Annotated in this window: 15 protein-coding genes and 1 tRNA gene; 9 read left to right on the top strand and 7 right to left on the bottom strand. The window is 73.2% G+C overall.

The features are described from left to right. Positions 1 to 176 precede the first annotated feature (176 nt). Positions 177 to 842, top strand: coding sequence for a bifunctional DNA primase/polymerase (locus ACIRGB_RS04115; RefSeq protein WP_403858415.1), 666 nt, complete (start codon positions 177 to 179; stop codon positions 840 to 842). Positions 843 to 897: 55 nt separating this feature from the next. Then, positions 898 to 1,689 (top strand): hypothetical protein, encoded by a 792-nt coding sequence (locus tag ACIRGB_RS04110; RefSeq protein ID WP_403858413.1) that lies wholly within the window; start codon positions 898 to 900, stop codon positions 1,687 to 1,689. 245 nt (positions 1,690 to 1,934) lie between these two features. On the opposite strand, the gene ACIRGB_RS04105 is transcribed toward ACIRGB_RS04110, so the two are convergent. From ACIRGB_RS04105 to ACIRGB_RS04095, 3 genes are all read right to left on the bottom strand, one after another. After that, positions 1,935 to 2,900, bottom strand: a complete 966-nt coding sequence (locus ACIRGB_RS04105) for a DUF5926 family protein (protein ID WP_403858411.1) — start codon at positions 2,898 to 2,900, stop codon at positions 1,935 to 1,937. 258 nt (positions 2,901 to 3,158) lie between these two features. Beyond that, the gene (locus ACIRGB_RS04100) at positions 3,159 to 3,797 is read right to left on the bottom strand and encodes an ATP-binding protein (protein WP_403858409.1); all 639 of its coding nucleotides are present in this window, start codon (positions 3,795 to 3,797) and stop codon (positions 3,159 to 3,161) included. A gap of 127 nt (positions 3,798 to 3,924) precedes the next feature. After that, positions 3,925 to 4,752, bottom strand: coding sequence for a glycerophosphodiester phosphodiesterase (locus ACIRGB_RS04095; RefSeq protein WP_403858407.1), 828 nt, complete (start codon positions 4,750 to 4,752; stop codon positions 3,925 to 3,927). A 262-nt stretch (positions 4,753 to 5,014) separates the two neighbouring features. Between ACIRGB_RS04095 and ACIRGB_RS04090 the strand changes: the two genes are divergently transcribed. Further along, positions 5,015 to 6,631 (top strand): S1C family serine protease, encoded by a 1,617-nt coding sequence (locus tag ACIRGB_RS04090; protein WP_403858405.1) that lies wholly within the window; start codon positions 5,015 to 5,017, stop codon positions 6,629 to 6,631. An 86-nt stretch (positions 6,632 to 6,717) separates the two neighbouring features. On the opposite strand, the gene ACIRGB_RS04085 is transcribed toward ACIRGB_RS04090, so the two are convergent. Next, on the bottom strand, positions 6,718 to 7,611 hold the full coding sequence (locus tag ACIRGB_RS04085) for an NADP-dependent oxidoreductase (protein WP_403858403.1): 894 nt from the start codon (positions 7,609 to 7,611) through the stop codon (positions 6,718 to 6,720). A 70-nt stretch (positions 7,612 to 7,681) separates the two neighbouring features. Here ACIRGB_RS04085 and ACIRGB_RS04080 point away from each other — a divergent pair, with 70 nt between their 5' ends. Then, positions 7,682 to 8,272, top strand: coding sequence for a TetR/AcrR family transcriptional regulator (locus tag ACIRGB_RS04080; protein ID WP_403858401.1), 591 nt, complete (start codon positions 7,682 to 7,684; stop codon positions 8,270 to 8,272). Between the two features lie 63 nt (positions 8,273 to 8,335). After that, positions 8,336 to 8,422: transfer RNA gene (locus ACIRGB_RS04075), tRNA-Ser, on the top strand. A gap of 110 nt (positions 8,423 to 8,532) precedes the next feature. Here the strand turns inward: ACIRGB_RS04075 and ACIRGB_RS04070 are convergent. Together ACIRGB_RS04070 and ACIRGB_RS04065 are read right to left on the bottom strand one after the other, a co-directional pair. Beyond that, positions 8,533 to 9,003, bottom strand: coding sequence for a hypothetical protein (locus ACIRGB_RS04070; protein ID WP_403858399.1), 471 nt, complete (start codon positions 9,001 to 9,003; stop codon positions 8,533 to 8,535). Positions 9,004 to 9,084: 81 nt separating this feature from the next. Next, the gene (locus ACIRGB_RS04065) at positions 9,085 to 9,963 is read right to left on the bottom strand and encodes a bifunctional DNA primase/polymerase (RefSeq protein ID WP_403858397.1); all 879 of its coding nucleotides are present in this window, start codon (positions 9,961 to 9,963) and stop codon (positions 9,085 to 9,087) included. Positions 9,964 to 10,325: 362 nt separating this feature from the next. On the opposite strand from ACIRGB_RS04065, the gene ACIRGB_RS04060 reads away from it, so the two are divergent. From ACIRGB_RS04060 to ACIRGB_RS04050, 3 genes are all read left to right on the top strand, one after another. Next, a complete protein-coding gene (locus ACIRGB_RS04060) occupies positions 10,326 to 10,652 on the top strand; it encodes a hypothetical protein (RefSeq protein WP_403858395.1) in 327 nt (108 codons plus the stop codon). 317 nt (positions 10,653 to 10,969) lie between these two features. Beyond that, positions 10,970 to 11,566 (top strand): SigE family RNA polymerase sigma factor, encoded by a 597-nt coding sequence (locus ACIRGB_RS04055; RefSeq protein ID WP_403858393.1) that lies wholly within the window; start codon positions 10,970 to 10,972, stop codon positions 11,564 to 11,566. Positions 11,567 to 11,691: 125 nt separating this feature from the next. After that, positions 11,692 to 13,368 carry a long-chain fatty acid--CoA ligase gene (locus ACIRGB_RS04050; protein ID WP_403858391.1) on the top strand — a complete coding sequence of 559 codons (1,677 nt, stop codon included), beginning with the start codon at positions 11,692 to 11,694 and terminating at the stop codon, positions 13,366 to 13,368. A 238-nt stretch (positions 13,369 to 13,606) separates the two neighbouring features. On the opposite strand, the gene ACIRGB_RS04045 is transcribed toward ACIRGB_RS04050, so the two are convergent. After that, positions 13,607 to 14,803, bottom strand: a complete 1,197-nt coding sequence (locus ACIRGB_RS04045) for an MFS transporter (RefSeq protein ID WP_403858389.1) — start codon at positions 14,801 to 14,803, stop codon at positions 13,607 to 13,609. 224 nt (positions 14,804 to 15,027) lie between these two features. Here ACIRGB_RS04045 and ACIRGB_RS04040 point away from each other — a divergent pair, with 224 nt between their 5' ends. Then, a complete protein-coding gene (locus ACIRGB_RS04040) occupies positions 15,028 to 15,606 on the top strand; it encodes a TetR family transcriptional regulator (protein ID WP_403858387.1) in 579 nt (192 codons plus the stop codon). Positions 15,607 to 15,639 lie beyond the last annotated feature (33 nt).

Raw genomic sequence — 15,639 nt, 5'->3', positions numbered from 1 at the left:
GCAGTCAGTGCTCGACCCACAGGGGTTTCCCTTGCCCTTGGCGGAGACGTGCCCCCGTGGGGACGTGTCCCGGCAGGGGTGTGATGCGCCACCAGCAACGCACAGCGAAGTGATCGACACATGGTGTGAAGAGACCACGGTGTTGCCAGGCGTGCAACGGAAAGGAACGAGCGCTCATGCGCGAGATCCTCGGAAGGCGACGCAGGCTCCTGTCCCAGCACGACGACGGGCAGCCTGAGCTGATCGGCGCGGCCCTGACCTACGCGACACAATGGCGGTGGCCCGTACTCCCGGGCGTGGCGGCGGAACCGCGGGCGCGGTCACGCTGCGCCTGCCCCGACCCCGAGTGCACGGTGCCGGGCGCCCATCCCTTCGAACCCGGTCTCCTCGCGGCGACCACCGACGCGCGCATGGTGCGCTGGTGGTGGACCAACCGGCCGACCGCGCCGATCGTCATGGCCACCGGGGGCAGCGCCCCGTGCGCCGTCTCCCTGCCCGCCCTGCCGGCCGCCCACGCCCTCGCCGCGCTCGACCGCGCCGGGCTGCGGCTCGGCCCGGTCGTCGCCTCGCCCACCCGCTGGTCGCTGCTGGTCCGGCCGTACTCCATGGAGCAGCTGGGCGAGCTGCTGTACGCCAAGGACTTCGTCCCCGGCTCCCTGCGCTTCCACGGCGAGGGCGGCTATCTCGCGCTGCCCCCGTCCGAGACCGGCGCCGGTGCCGTCCGCTGGGAGCGGGCGCCGCTGCCCGGCTCCGCCTCGCCCTGGGTGCCCGACGTGGAGGCCGTGGTGGACGCGGTGGTCGACGCCCTCACTCGTACGGGTGTGAGCGCCCCCGAGTTGTAGGGGGTGTCGGCGCGCGCGGAAGTCCGCGCCCGTCCCCGGTCGTTATGGTCCGGGCATGCCGCTTCATGCAGGGGAGCACCGCGCCGTCGGGCCGCGCCGCACCGGGTCGCCCCGACGCGGGCCGGACCGCCGGCGGATCCGTCTGTACGGGCTCGCGGGTGTCGTGGTGTGCGCGGTCGTACTGCCGTTCGCGGTGGCGTCCGCGGGGCCCTCGGGCGACGCGGCCACCGAGGGCGCGACGGCCGTGCCGCTTCTCGCGCGGGGCGGTGACGGCAAGGCGCCGTCCTCCGCGGCGGGGGCGGGGGACCGATCGGGGCCCTGGCTCGGGTCTGGGTCCGGGCCAGGGTCTGGGGCGGGCGGATTCGACCGCGTCCCGGAAGGACTCGCACCGTCCCCGGCCCGTTCGCCGCTGCCGCCCGGCCCCGCGCTGGCCGCGCGCTGCGGCCCCGAACTCACCTCGCCCGCGGGCGTCGAGGCGCAGACCTGTGTCCTGGCCCGGGGGACGGAGACCTGGGCGCGGACCTACTACCGCAACGCCACCGGCGGCCCGCTCGAGTCCGTACTGAGCCTCATGGGACCCGACGGACGCAGCGTGCGGACCAGCTGCGCGGTCGGCGTCGAGGACGCGCCGGGCACCTGCGAGACACCGCCGCAAGACACAGAGGGCGCGAGCGGGGGCGGCTTGGCGGGGTACGCCGCGGTGGCGGAGTTCGCGCGCCGGGCCGGGTACGGGCCGCTGCTGCTGCGGGCCGGAAGCGGCGGGAGCGGCGGGGACCACGAGGGCGGCGGTGACGAGGAAGGCGCCGGGAGCGGCGCCGGCAAACCGCCCTCGGGGACGGGGAGTTGACCGGCGACTGCGGTGAGTGCTCGACCGGGCGCATGAAAAGACCCGGTTGCTGGCGACGGGGGATGCACCAGCAACCGGGCTACTGGAACGGTAACAAGAGATCGGCGGTTAGCAAATTCGATCTCTTGTTTTCCGGTCACCGACTGGCTTGTCCGCAACGGGAGTTGTGACCGGAGTCACCCGTCCACGAGCCCCCGCTCCGGCTGACCGGTCGGTCAGCCGGGGGCGGCCCGCACGGCTGTGCGTCAGCTGAGCGTCACCTGCCGGTTGGTCAGGCCGCCGCGCGCCCGGCGCTCGTCATGCGTGAGCGGAGCGTCCGTGGCCAGGGCCTCGGCGAGGCGCTCGGCGAACTCCGCGGCCGGCTTCTCGATGTCCTGCGCGGTGACCTCGCTCGGCAGGTCCCACACCGGCACGGTGAGCCCGTGGGCGCGGAAGGAGCCGACGAGGCGGGTGCCCTCGCCGAGGGACGACCGGCCCGCGGCGTGCAGCCGGGCGAGAGCGTCCAGAAGCCGCTCCTCGTCGTGCGGCATGACCCAGCGCAGGTGGTTCTTGTCCGGCGTCTCGCACCAGTAGGCGGCGTCCACGCCCTGAAGCCGGACGGTCGGGATGGCCGCGGCGTTGGCCCGCTCCAGGGAGGCGGTGACGTCCGGCGTGGCGTTGGCCGGGTCCGGCACCCAGAACTCGAAGCCCGAGTGCACCTCCGGCTCGAACGCGCCCTCGGGCGCGAGCAGGTCCTGGAGCCGAGGACCGTCGGCCGGTGCGCGGCGCCCCTGCACCGGGGTGCCCGGCTCGGCGGTCAGCGCCCGCGCCAGGGTGTCGGCGAGGTCGCGGCTGATGTCGCCCGACGCCGTGTCGTTCTGCAGGCCGAGCAGGACCGAGCCGTCGTCGCGGCGCAGGGCCGGCCAGGCCATCGGCAGCACCGTGGCCAGCGTGACCGAGGGGACGCCCTCGGGCAGGCCGTCCCGCAGGGTCAGCTCGACCGTGGCCGCCGGCACCAGCTCCCGCAGCGCCACCCAGTCGCACTCACCGGGCAGCCCCTCGAACGGGCGCTGCACCAGCGCGGTCGTGGCCTGCGCGGCGGTCCGGCCGTGGCAGGCCTTGTACCGGCGGCCACTGCCGCAGGGGCAGGGCTCGCGGGCGCCGACGACCGGGATCTCGGCATCGTCGAGCTGGGGCCGCTTGGCCTTCGTCTGGGGTCGCTTCTTGGCCATCGTGGGTGTCTCCCGGTTACGGCTCTACTCGTACGGGCGCGAGCCTAGCCGTTCCCACTCCGGCCGTCGGGACCCTGTGGACGACGGGCCGCCTGTGGACAACTCGCCGCCACACCCGGCCTCGTACACCGCCACCGGATCGGCACGAGGCACCGCCACCGCGATCGGCGCGAGACGCCACCACCGAAGCGGCGCTAGGCACCGCCACCGGATCGGCGTGAGACGCCACCACCGGATCGGCGCGAGTCGTCGTACGGGTCAGGCCAGATCATCGAGGGCGTCCGCGAAGTCCAGGCCGGGGATCTCCGACACCGCCGGTGCCGAGATCCGGGTGGCGAAGTCGTCGCGCCGGTGCCCGGCGTCCGGGTCGTGCACGTCGTCGTGGACGACGACCCAGACGGTGACCTGTCCGCGGGGGTCGTCCCGTACGCCCCAGTCGTCGGCGAGCGCCGTGATGATGTTCAGCCCGCGGCCGCCGTGCGCGGTGACCGAGGGGGTCGCCGGAGCCGGGCGGGTCGGGCCGCCGCCGTCCGTGACCTCCACAAGGAGCCGGCCGCCCGCGTCCACCTGCCACGCGGCCCGGACGTCGCCGTCCCCGGCCAGGGCGTCGCCCAGGGGCCGGCCGTGCTTGCACGCATTGCTCAGCAGTTCGGAAAGGACCAGTACAGCGTCGTCGATGACCGATTCCGCCACCCCGCCCCTGCGCAGCTGATCGCGCATGCGGTGTCTCGCTTCCCCCACGCCCGCAGGGCCATGGGGCACGGCCATGCTCGACGACGTGGGCACTTCCTGTGCCACCACCAACGCCACCCCCGAGACCTCCTTCGCCCCACGCCACGGTGTGGATGCCCCATCGCCCTGAGCCGGAAACCGGCCGGTCGCCGCACGGTGACGCATTCGACACGGTCGAACACGTACCGAACGCGCCGGTGCACTCCCTGTAGTCACTTGGCTGGTTCTGGTCGGTGTGGCCGAGACCGGAGAATGGGGCAGCCGGGCCGCCGGGTCAAGAGCCGCGGACGAATCAACGGCCCAGGTGGTCCAGGACCGCGCGCGGCCGGTTGGTGATGATGGCGTCCACGCCCAGGTCGGAGCAGAGATCCACGTCGGCGGTCTCGTTCACCGTCCAGACGTGCACCTGGTGGCCGGCCCGCTTCAGGCGCTCTATGTACGCGGGGTGGTTGCGCACGATCCGGATCGAGGGGCCCGCGATCCGGACACCCGCGGGCAGCCGCCCGTCGCGCAGCCGGGGCGAGACGAACTGCATCAGATAGACCGTCGGCAGTGTCGGCGAGGCGGCCCGCACCCGGTGCAGCGACCGCGCCGAGAAGCTCATCACCCGCACCGGGGACTCCTCGGCCGAGGCCGGGGCGTCGAGTCCGAACCGCTTCAGGAGGAGCAGCAGCCGCTCCTCCACCTGCCCCGCCCAGCGCGTGGGGTGCTTGGTCTCGATCGCCAGCTCCACGCGCCGTCCCGCGTCGGCGACCAGTTGCAGCAGCCGTTCCAGGGTCAGGACGGAGGTCTCCTCCCGGTCCTCGGGCCGGTGCTCCCAGTCGGGCTGCTCGTCGCGCGTGCGCCAGAACTCCCGGGTGCGGCGGGCGCTGAAATCGAGGGCGGCGAGGTCGGCGAGCTCCAGCGCGGACACCGCGCCGCGACCGTTCGACGTACGGTTGACGCGCCAGTCGTGGACGCAGACGAGGTGGCCGTCGGCGGTCAGGCGCACATCGCACTCCAGGGCGTCCGCCCCGTCCTCGATCGCCTTGCGGTACGCGGCGAGGGTGTGCTCGGGTGCCTCCTCGGAGGCGCCACGGTGGGCGACGACCTGAATCCGGTGCTGTCGTGCGTGGGTCACCGCGTCATGGTGCCACCGCGGGCGGGTAGACGTGCCACCGGCTGAAACGGCACCGTGTCCGTTTAGTCTTGGATGACCTATATAAAGGATGGTCGGGGACCCACAGCTACCGCTTATGGTGCTCTGACGGCCCGTGGGAAAAGCTGATGGCATACAAAAGCACCAGCACATCCGCATCGCGCCGGACCGTGGAGCAGCGCGTGAGCGTGGCTGAGCGCGACCAGGGTGAGCGACAACCAGCCGTGGAACTAGGAGAGAAGCTGTGAGCACCGAGAACGAGGGCACCGCGGTACCCCCGGCCCCGTCCGCACCTCCCGTGCCGGTGGATGCTCCCGCTGCCTCCGCCCAGCCTCCCGCGCCGCCCGCCCCGCACCGGGCGCCCGCCTCCGCCCCCGACGCCCCGGCGGCTCCCCCCGCCGAGGCCCCGACCGTGTCGCAGGGTCACACGGTGCCTCAGGACGCGTCGCCGCAGGACCGGCAGGCACCCCCGGGACACCAGGCACCCCAGCCCCAGGCGCCCCAGCCGCAGGTGCACCAGGCACCCCAGGGCGGTGAGGTCCCGCAGGGCTCCACCGCTCCCGACGCCTCGTGGCCCCCGCCCCCGCCGCCGGGCACCCCGGCCGCCCAGACACCGGCGTACGGCGGAGGCGGCCACAACGGCTACGGCTACGGCGGCGGTTTCGGCGAGGGCTCCGGTGACGGGGCCGGCGGCGGAGCGGGCGGCTGGGGCGCCTCGTACCAGCAGCCCGCGCCGAAGCCGGGCCGCGGACGTGGCGGTGTGCTTGCCGGCGTCCTGATCGCCGCGCTGGTCGCGGGCGGTCTGGGCGGCGGTCTCGGCTACACCCTGGCCAAGAACAACGACGACGGCGGCTCCACCACGGTCTCCGCCTCCGACACCGGCGGCTCCGTCAAGCGTGACGGCGGCACCGTCGCGGGCGTGGCCGCCAAGGCGCTGCCGAGCACGGTCACCATCCAGGCCGAGGGAAGCAACGGCGAGGGCGGCACCGGCACCGGGTTCGTCTTCGACAAGGAAGGCCACATCGTCACCAACAACCACGTGGTGGCGGAGGCGGTCGACGGCGGCAAGCTCAGCGCGACCTTCCCCAACGGCAAGAAGTACGACGCCGAGGTGGTCGGCCACGCTCAGGGCTACGACGTCGCGGTCGTCAAACTCGAGAGCGCCCCTTCGGACCTGAAACCCCTCCCCCTCGGCGACTCCGACCAGGTCGCCGTGGGCGACTCGACGATCGCCATCGGCGCCCCCTTCGGCCTGTCCAACACGGTGACCACGGGCATCATCAGCGCCAAGAACCGCCCCGTGGCCTCCAGCGACGGCAGCGCCGACAGCAAGGCGTCCTACATGAGCGCCCTGCAGACCGACGCGTCGATCAACCCGGGCAACTCCGGCGGCCCGCTGCTCGACGCGCAGGGCAACGTCATCGGCATCAACTCCGCGATCCAGTCGACCGGCAACGGCGGCTTCGGCACCGGCCAGGCCGGCTCCATCGGCCTGGGCTTCGCCATCCCGGTCAACCAGGCGAAGTTCGTCGCCCAGCAGCTGATCAAGACCGGCAAGCCGGTGTACGCGAAGATCGGTGCCTCCGTCTCGCTGGAGGAGACGACGAACGGCGCCAAGCTCACCGAGCAGGGCGTGGGCGGCTCCGACCCGGTCGAGAAGGGCGGCCCGGCCGACGACGCGGGCCTCAAGCCCGGTGACGTGATCACCAAGCTCGACGACCGGGTGATCGACAGCGGTCCGACCCTGATCGGCGAGATCTGGACCCACAAGCCCGGCGACAAGGTCACCGTCACCTACGAGCGCGGCGGCAAGCAGCACACGACCGAGGTCACCCTGGGCTCGAAGCTCGGCGACGACTGACCGGCGTTCTCCACCCTCACGTTCCACCCACTTCGCCACCGGGGCCGCCCCGGTGGCGAAGTGCGTCAGGGGGTGCGGACCCCGGTTCAGACGACGATGACCCGGCGCCCGCGCGTGTGACCGGCCTGGCTGTCGACGTGCGCGGCCGCGGCCTCGGCGAGCGGGTACGACTTCTCGACCGGGATGCGGAGTTTCCCGCGCGAGATCAGGTCGACGGCCTCGGCGAGCGCCGCCGGCACGCTCCCGGCCACGCCGGAGAACCGGACGCCGAACTCGGGCGCCCCGAGATCGGCGATGCTGACGACCTTCTCCGGCGCCCCGGCCAGCTCGACCAACTCGCGGATCACCCCCGAACCGGCCAGGTCGAGAGCCGCGTCGACCTCGCCGAGCCGCCGCACCCGCTCGACCCAGCCCTCGCCGTACGTCGTGGCGACGGCACCGAGGCCGCGCAGGTAGTCCTGGTTGGCCGCACCGGCCGTACCGATGACCCTGATGCCGCGATCGCGGGCGATCTGCACCACCGCCGACCCGACTCCGCCCGAGGCCCCGCTGACCAGCAGCGTCTGCCCCGGCAGCACACCGACCTCGCGGATGACGCGCAACGCGGTCTCCACCACGGAGGGGTACCCGGCCGCCTCTTCGAAGGTCAGCCCCTCCGGCATCCGCGCCCAGGCCCCGAGCACGGCGAACTCGGCGTAGGTGTCGGCGCCCTCGCCGAACACCCGGTCCCCGACCTCGACCCCGGTCACCCCCTCGCCGACCTCGTCCACCACTCCGGCGGCGTCCAGCCCGACCCCGGAGGGCAGCTCGATCGGATGGGCCCCCAGCACTTGCCCCTCCCTGACCCGCCAGTCGACGGGATTCACCCCCGCCGCCCGCACGGCGACACGTATGCGACCGGGCCCCGCATGGGGCTCCTCGGCGTCCACCAGCCGCAGAACGTCCGGACCACCGAATTCCTCGAAGCTCACTTTCTTCATGCGGCGACCGTAACACTAACGGATAGTGTTCCGTAACGGTTATTGTTCCGTACCTGCTAGCCTGCCGGGCATGACCGTGCAGCAGTCGGGCCGCCGTGAGCGCAAGAAGGCCGCGACCCGCCAGAAGATCGCCGACACCGCGCTGCGGCTCTTCCTGGAACGCGGGTACGACGCGGTGGGCATCCGCGACGTGGCCGCCGAGGCCGACGTGGCCGTCACCACGCTCTTCTCCCACTTCGCCTCGAAAGAGGCCCTGGTCTTCGAGCAGGACGAGGACTTCGAACACCGCCTCACGCGCGCGGTCACCGACCGGGCACCGAACGAACCGCTGATCCCCGCGCTGCGCCGCGAGATCCTGGCCCTGGTCCGGCACTGCACCGCGGACAGCGCCGCCCCGATCTGGCGCATGATCGACGCGTCCCCCGCCCTGCGGAAGTACGACGAGTCGGTCCGCCTCCGCCACGCGGAAGCCCTGGCCAAGGCCATCGCCGCCGACCCCGCCCTGACCCGGAGCGAAACCGCCGCCCGCACCCTCGCCCGGTTCGTGATCGACGCCTACTCGGTGTCCCGCGAGGCCCCCGACCCCGAGGCCGCCCTCGACGAGATCTTCCCGATGATCGAGGCGGCCTGGCAGGCGGCCCGCCCCCCACACCCCACGTGAGCCCCGCACGGCAGACGGTGCCGGTAGGCTGTACCCGCTCCGCCCCAGGCGGGACGGCGCGGGGGTGGGTTGCCCGAGCGGCCTAAGGGAACGGTCTTGAAAACCGTCGTGGCAGCGATGTCACCGTGGGTTCAAATCCCACACCCACCGCGGTATTTGACGGCCCCTGACCAGGCATGACGGTCGGGGGCCGTCGCCGTGTGCGCTGCCCGCCGAACACGGCACGGAAGGGGCAGCGGGAGGCGGAGGGCTCAGGGCGTCTACGGCGGATCTCCCAGCTCGTAGTCCCGGGCCAGGGCTGGCCAGGCGATGTTGCGCAGGGGTGGGTCGGGGTCGTACGGGTCCGGGATGCGGGGCGTCGGCTGGAACCAGATGACGGTCAGGCCGGAGCGGTGGGTGAGTGGGTCGTTGGCCGGGGTCAGGGGTGTCGAGGAGAAGCGGCCGACGCAGGCGACGTGCGGGAGGGTCTCGACGGGGCCGAAGGGGCCCGGGTACTGGTCCGGGTACGTGCGCGGCGGTGGGATCAGGTGGACCGGCAGGGTGGGGAGCATTCGGGCGGCGGTGTGCAGGAGGGCCCGGATGCGCAGGTCGTTGGCGGGGCGGCAGGGGTAGCCGTACGGCATGTCGCCGTAGGTCGGGGTGAGGCGCAGGTCGGTCAGGTCGACGCTGCGGCCGCAGGACAGGGTGATCCGGGTCAGCGACAGGGTCGGCACCCTGGGGCGGTCGTGCATCGGCGTCTTTCGGTTGCGTGCCGGGTGGGACGGGCGCCCAGGTGGCCGGGGGATGCGGAGGCGGGGGCGGCTCGGCGTTCGTCAGGGGTGGTGGCCCGTCATGCGGGCCGCCGAGGCGAGGGTCGCGCGGGCCTCGCGGTCCGTCAGGCCGGTGGCGCGTGCGGCTTCCAGCAGGGGGGCCAGCAGGGCCGCGCCGATGCCGTCCTCGTAGGCGCGGCAGGCCGCCCAGAAGAGGCGGGTGTTGCGCTGACCCCGGTGCGCGGCGAGGACGAACTGGACCAGGCCCCGGCCGTCGCCGCCCGTCGTCCCGCCCCCGGCACGCCGCACCGGCGGCGGGAGCAGCAGGCGCAGGAGGGCGGGCGGGCAGGGCGCGGGGGCCAGGTGGGACGTGCCGGGCGCGGTCGTGTAGGCGCCGTGGCGGGTGACGGAGCCGGGGCCGACCAGGTAGCCGCCGGCGCCGCGGACGTCGATGCCGGGGGCGAGGCGGCCGGCCGAGTTGGGGACGACGCGGTCGGGCGGGCCGGTCAGCCAGAGGTGGCGGCCTCCGCTGGGGGTCAGGACGACGACCGTGGGCGGGATCGTGAAGAGGTGGCGCAGGGCCAGTTCGCGCAGGGCGGTCGAGGAGTCCGCCTGCGCGTCGTCCGGCTTCGTGTCCAGGTCGATGCCGATCAGGTGGTGCGGCGGCAGGCCGCAGGCGATGCCGTAGCCCGTGGCCCAGGGTGCCGCGGCGAACAGCGCGCGGACGCGGGCCGGGTCGGTGGAGGCGTCGTGGACGCCGTGGCCGAAGCGTCCGCACTCGCCGCGGCAGGTGAACGGCTCCGGCGCCGGGGCGTCGCGGTGGGGGGAGCGCAGCGCCGGGAGCTTCGTCCGGGCCAGCGGGATGACGGCCAGCCCGCGTTCCGCGGCTGACAGGGCGTGGGCGAGGGCCAGCGTCGTGGCCTGCCGGTCGGTGGTGGCCATGGGTCTATGTTCGTACGCATGTTCGACAAAGGGAAGAGTGAGGGGTGCGACACGCCGGTGAGGCGGGGGCGGGGGAGAAAGTGGCGGAACGCTTCACCCCTTGCGGGGCTTGAGGAGGAGTCGTCCGTGCTGTCCCGTGGTGCGGCGGAAGGGCAGCAAAGGGGTTTATCGACTTGTCCTCACGCTTGAGGGCGAATCAGGGCTTCCGGGGTGGTTCGTCGGGACCCGGTGGGCAATTCTGATCACGCGACGTCGTGCACAGCGTCGAGGCGGTCGGCCAACTGCCTTGGCACAAGCCCTAGTTCACTTACTTCTCGCGTTGTCGGCTGGAAGCCGGTGCGCACTTGTTCTGGAGGAACAACATGGCAAGCATCCGTACCGCCCGTGTCGTCGCCGCCGTCGCCGCCCTTCCGCTCGCCGCCGCTCTCTTCGGCGGGATCGCCACGGCGGACAACGGCGCCTTCGCGGACGACGGATCGAACGCGACCGCCGCCAGTGCCAACGCCGGCATCCTCGGCAGCGGTGTCGGCGGCAGCAACAACGGCAACTCGTCCACCACGCAGCAGCAGGCGGTCGGCTCGGGGGCCTCGAACCAGAGCAACACCGCGCAGGTCGACGGCTCCGCCTTCACGGCGATCAACCAGGGCAACGAGAACGTGGCCGTCAGCTTCTCCCCGCTGTGGTGGTGAGCTGAGGGGCCGGCGCGGGTGCGCTGCCGCGCCGGCCCCGGTTCCTTGTGCGGGTGTGCTTCATGGGGTCGCAGTGCGTCCGGGCGGCGGTACTTCGGTACCGTCGCCCGGGCGTTTTCGTGCCCGCCGGGCGCCGGGAGCCCTCCGCGCGGGCGCCCCTCCCGCACGGAACCCCCAGGGGGTGACCCGGACCGCCCCTCCTCCCCCACTCCACCTACAGGAGGTGGGGCCAACACCACCCCTACAACCTGAGGCGGACTCTGCTTCGGGACCTGCGGCCGATCCGCCGGGTATCCCCTCGCTCATAGCGTTGAGCCATGACCACACCCGTCTGCACCAGCGCTTCGAACGCCGCCACCGCCCTGGCGCCGGCCACGGCACCGGCCGCGGCCACGGCCAGGGCGCAGACCTTCCCCTACCCGTCGTTCTCCTCGTACGTGAAGGCACGCCAGCCGGTGCTGCTGCGTACCGCCCGGTCGCTCACCGCGAACCCGAGCGACGCGGAGGACCTGCTGCAAACCGCGCTGGCCAAGACGTACGTGGCCTGGGAGCGCATCGAGGACCACCGTGCCCTGGACGGCTATGTGCGCCGGGCGCTGCTGAACACCCGGACCTCGCAGTGGCGCAAGCGCAAGGTCGACGAGTTCGCCTGTGACGAGCTGCCCGAGCCGGAGCCCGCGCCCGGCGGCGACGACGCGGCGGAGCGGCAGGCCCTGCATGACGCGATGTGGCGAGCGATCATGAAGCTGCCCGCACGGCAGCGCGCGATGGTCGTCCTCAGGTACTACGAGGACCTCAGCGAGGCCCGGACGGCGGAAGTGCTGGGTGTCTCCGTGGGCACCGTGAAGTCGGCGGTCTCCCGGGCCCTCGGCAAGCTCCGGGAAGACCCTGAGCTGGGGTTTGTCCGGTCCTGAACCGGTCTGTGGATCCTCGGTGGGACCGCGTCGGCGGCCCCGCCCACTGATCGATCACCCGGGACTAGTGACATACCGCGCGGTATGTGCGCAGAATCAGCGCAGCCCTTGCCGCCGCGTAGGCAATGTCGCCCCGGGAGGACACCGTGCTGAGCACGATGCAGGACGTACCGCTGCTGATTTCGAGGATCCTGGCCCACGGGTCGACCATCCACGGCAGCTCGCAGGTGACCACCTGGACCGGTGAGGACGAGCCGCACCGCCGCTCCTTCGCCGAGATCGGCGCCCGCGCCGCCCAGCTGGCGCACGCCCTGCGCGAGGACCTCGCCGTCGGCGACGACGAACGCGTGGCGACCCTCATGTGGAACAACGCCGAGCACGTGGAGGCCTACTTCGCGATCCCCGCCATGGGCGCGATCCTCCACACCCTCAATCTCCGGCTCCCGCCCGAGCAGCTGGCCTGGATCGTGAACCACGCCGCCGACCGGGTCGTGATCGCCAACGGATCGCTGCTGCCGCTGCTCGCCCCGCTGCTGCCGCACCTCAAGCCGGTCGAGCACGTCGTCGTCTCCGGGCCGGGCGACCGCTCCCTGCTGGACGGGGCGTCCGTGCAGGTCCACGAGTACGAGGACCTGATCGCCGGCAAGCCCGCCGCCTACGACTGGCCCGAGCTGGACGAGCGGGCCGCGGCGGCCATGTGCTACACCTCCGGCACCACCGGCGACCCCAAGGGCGTGGTCTACAGCCACCGGTCCATCTACCTGCACTCCATGCAGGTCAACATGGCCCAGTCGATGGGCCTGACCGACCAGGACACCTCGCTGGTGGTGGTCCCGCAGTTCCACGTCAACGCCTGGGGTCTGCCGCACGCCACCTTCATGACCGGCGTGAACATGCTGATGCCGGACCGCTTCCTCCAGCCCGCGCCCCTCGCCGCGATGATCGAGAGCGAGCGGCCCACGCACGCCGCCGCCGTCCCCACCATCTGGCAGGGCCTGCTCGCCGAGCTGACGGCCAAGCCCCGCGACGTCTCCTCCCTCACCCAGGTCACCATCGGCGGCTCGGCCTGTCCCCCGTCGCTGATGGAGGCGTTCGACGCGCTCGGCATGCGGGTCTGCCACGCCTGGGGCATGACGGAGACCTCGCCGCTCGGCACGGTCGCCCGGCCGCCGGCCCACGTGGTGGGGACGCCGGAGGAGTTCGCGTACCGCCTCACCCAGGGCCGTTTCCCGGCCGGTGTCGAGGCCCGCCTCACCGGTCCCGGCGGCGAGCGCCTGCCCTGGGACGGCGAGTCCGCCGGTGAGCTGGAGGTGCGCGGCAACTGGATCGCCGGCGCCTACTACAACGGCCCCGGCGCCGAGCCGCTGCGTCCCGACGACAAGTTCAGCGAGGACGGCTGGCTGAAGACGGGTGACGTCGGCACCATCTCCCCGGACGGGTTCCTCAGCCTCACCGACCGGGCCAAGGACGTCATCAAGTCCGGCGGCGAGTGGATCTCCTCAGTGGAGCTGGAGAACGCGCTGATGGCCCACCCGGACGTCGCCGAGGCCGCCGTGGTCGCCGTACCGGACGACAAGTGGGGCGAGCGTCCCTTGGCCACCGTCGTCCTCAGGGAGGGGGCCGACGTCGACTTCGCCGCCCTGCGCACCTTCCTCGCCGAGGACGGCAAGATCGCCAAGTGGCAGCTCCCGGAACGCTGGACGGTCATCGAGACGGTGCCGAAGACCAGCGTCGGCAAGTTCGACAAGAAGGTGCTGCGCCGGCAGTACGCCGACGGGGGTCTCGACGTCACCCGGCTCTGACCGGCGCGTGCACGACGATGCCGGGCGGCGGGCCCCACGGCCTCGCGCCCGGCACTCCTTCCGTCCTCATCGCGCGGGCGGCGCCCCCGGCGGTCCTCATCGCGTGGGGTGTGCGGTCCCGGTCGTCCTCATCGCGTGGGGTGTGCGGCCCTGGCCGTCCTTACCGCGCGGGCCGTGCGGTCCCGGTCGTCCTCACCGCGCGAGCCGTGCTGACCCGGCCCCCGGCCCCCGGCCGCCCTCACCGCGCCGGGCGCACGGCCGTAGCCGCCCACCCCAGCACCAGCCAGGCCCCCGCCACCGCGCACACGCCGCCCCAGCCCCAGTGGGCGAACGCGGGCCCCGCGAGGGCCGAGGCCAGCGCGCCGCCCGCGAAGCCGGCGACGACGTACGCCGTGTTGGCGGTGGCCGGGGCCGGGGTGGTGGTCAGGGCGAGGGTCTGGTTGGCGACGTGCGAGGCGACCAGGGCGGCGTGCACCAGGACGGCCGCCGCGCACAGGGCCGCCATCGCCCGGCCGCCCAGCCAGAACAGCGGCACCGACAGGGCGGCCAGCGCGTACGCGGACCGTACGACCTTGGCGGCGCCGAACCGGTCGACCAGACCCCCGGCGAGCGGCGCGACCACGCTCGCCACCAGCCCGAACAGGCCGAACAGCCCGGCCGCGGCGGTGGTCATGCCGTACCCCTCGTCCCCCGCGAGCAGCAGCGCGAGCGAGGTCCACAGGGCGCTCCAGGCGCCGTACATACCCGCCTGGCGCACGCACGCCCGCCACAGGTCGGGCGAGCGGCGCACCACGCCCGGTATCGCGACGAGCCCCGCGAACAGCGGGCCCTGCCGCTGCCGCCGCTCCGCGGGCAGGATGTACGCGGTCGCCAGTCCCAGTACGGCGGTCAGGACGGCGGCGCCCACGAACACCGAGCGCCAGCCGAACGCCTGCCCGGCGAGACCGCCGAGCACCCGGGCCGCGACCACGCCGGTGAACAGGCCCGCGATGACGGCGGCGACGTGCCGGGCCCGGCGGTCGGCGGGGGCGCGCTCGGCGACCAGCGGGACCAGCAGCTGCGGCACGACGGTCGCGGCCGAGGCGACCAGGACGGCACCCGCGAGCGCGCCGGTCCCGGCCGACGCGGCGGCGGCGAGCAGGGCCGCCGTGGCGACCAGCGAGAGGACGGCGACCAGCCGGCGCCGGTTCACGCTGTCCCCGAGCGGGGCGAAGAAGAGCAGGCCGGCCGCGTACCCCAGCTGCGCGACCGAGGCGAGCCAGGCGACCCCCGACGCGGTGGAGCCCATGTCGTGGGCGATGAGGGGGAGCAGCGGCGCCGCGAGGTAGATGTTGGCGGCTGTCACGGCGGTGCACAGGGCGATCAGGGGGAGGAAGAGGCGGCCGGCGGCGCCGGACGGACCGGCCCCGGACGACGTTCCCCTGGGCGGACGCATGGGACGGGGTCCGAGCCCGGCCTGCGGGATCGCGGGGGCGGGCGGCGATGACGGCGAGGGCGGTGATGAGGGCGATGACGACATGAGGGGGAGCGACTCCTTCGAGTGCGCGCTAACTAGCAACTAACTGGTTGGTTGGAACCAACCCCGGGAGTCTGGCTCGCATTCCCGATCGGTGTCAACCAAATAGTTGGTTACCGCCGCCATCCCGCTACCCTGGCCCCATGGCAGCAAGGGACCCCGAGGCCACCAAGGCCCGGATCTTCGAGGCGGCGGTGGCGGAGTTCGCCCGCCACGGCATCGCCGGCGCCCGCATCGACCGCATCGCGGCCGACGCCAAGGCCAACAAACAGCTGATCTACGCCTACTACGGCAACAAGGGCGAGCTGTTCGCGTCCGTCCTCGAGAAGAAGATGCTCGACCTCGCGATCTCCGTCCCCGTCGACCCCGACGACATCGAGGGCTGGATCGACCGCCTGCTCGACTACCACGCCGCCCATCCCGAGCTGCTGCACCTGCTCTTCTGGGAGGGCATGGAGTACGGCACCGCCGAGCTGCCCCACGAGGCGGAACGCCAGGCGCACTACGCCCGCAAGGTCGCCGCCGTGCGGGACGGCCAGGAGCGCGGCGTGATCACCGACGCCATCCCCGCGCCCGACCTCCTGTTCCTGCTGGTCGCGATGGCGAACTGGGCGGTCGTCGTGCCGCAGATGAAACGCATCCTGGTCGGCGGCGAGGACGGCGACGCCGACCGCCTGCGCGACTCGATCAAGCAGGCGGCCCGGCGGATCGTCGCCCGCTGACGCGGAGCCGGTCCGTCACGCGGGGCCGGCCCG

Source organism: Streptomyces sp. NPDC102490, assembly GCF_044765285.1.
Taxonomy (GTDB): Bacteria; Actinomycetota; Actinomycetes; order Streptomycetales; family Streptomycetaceae; genus Streptomyces.
This window is presented reverse-complemented; position numbering and strand designations above follow the sequence as displayed.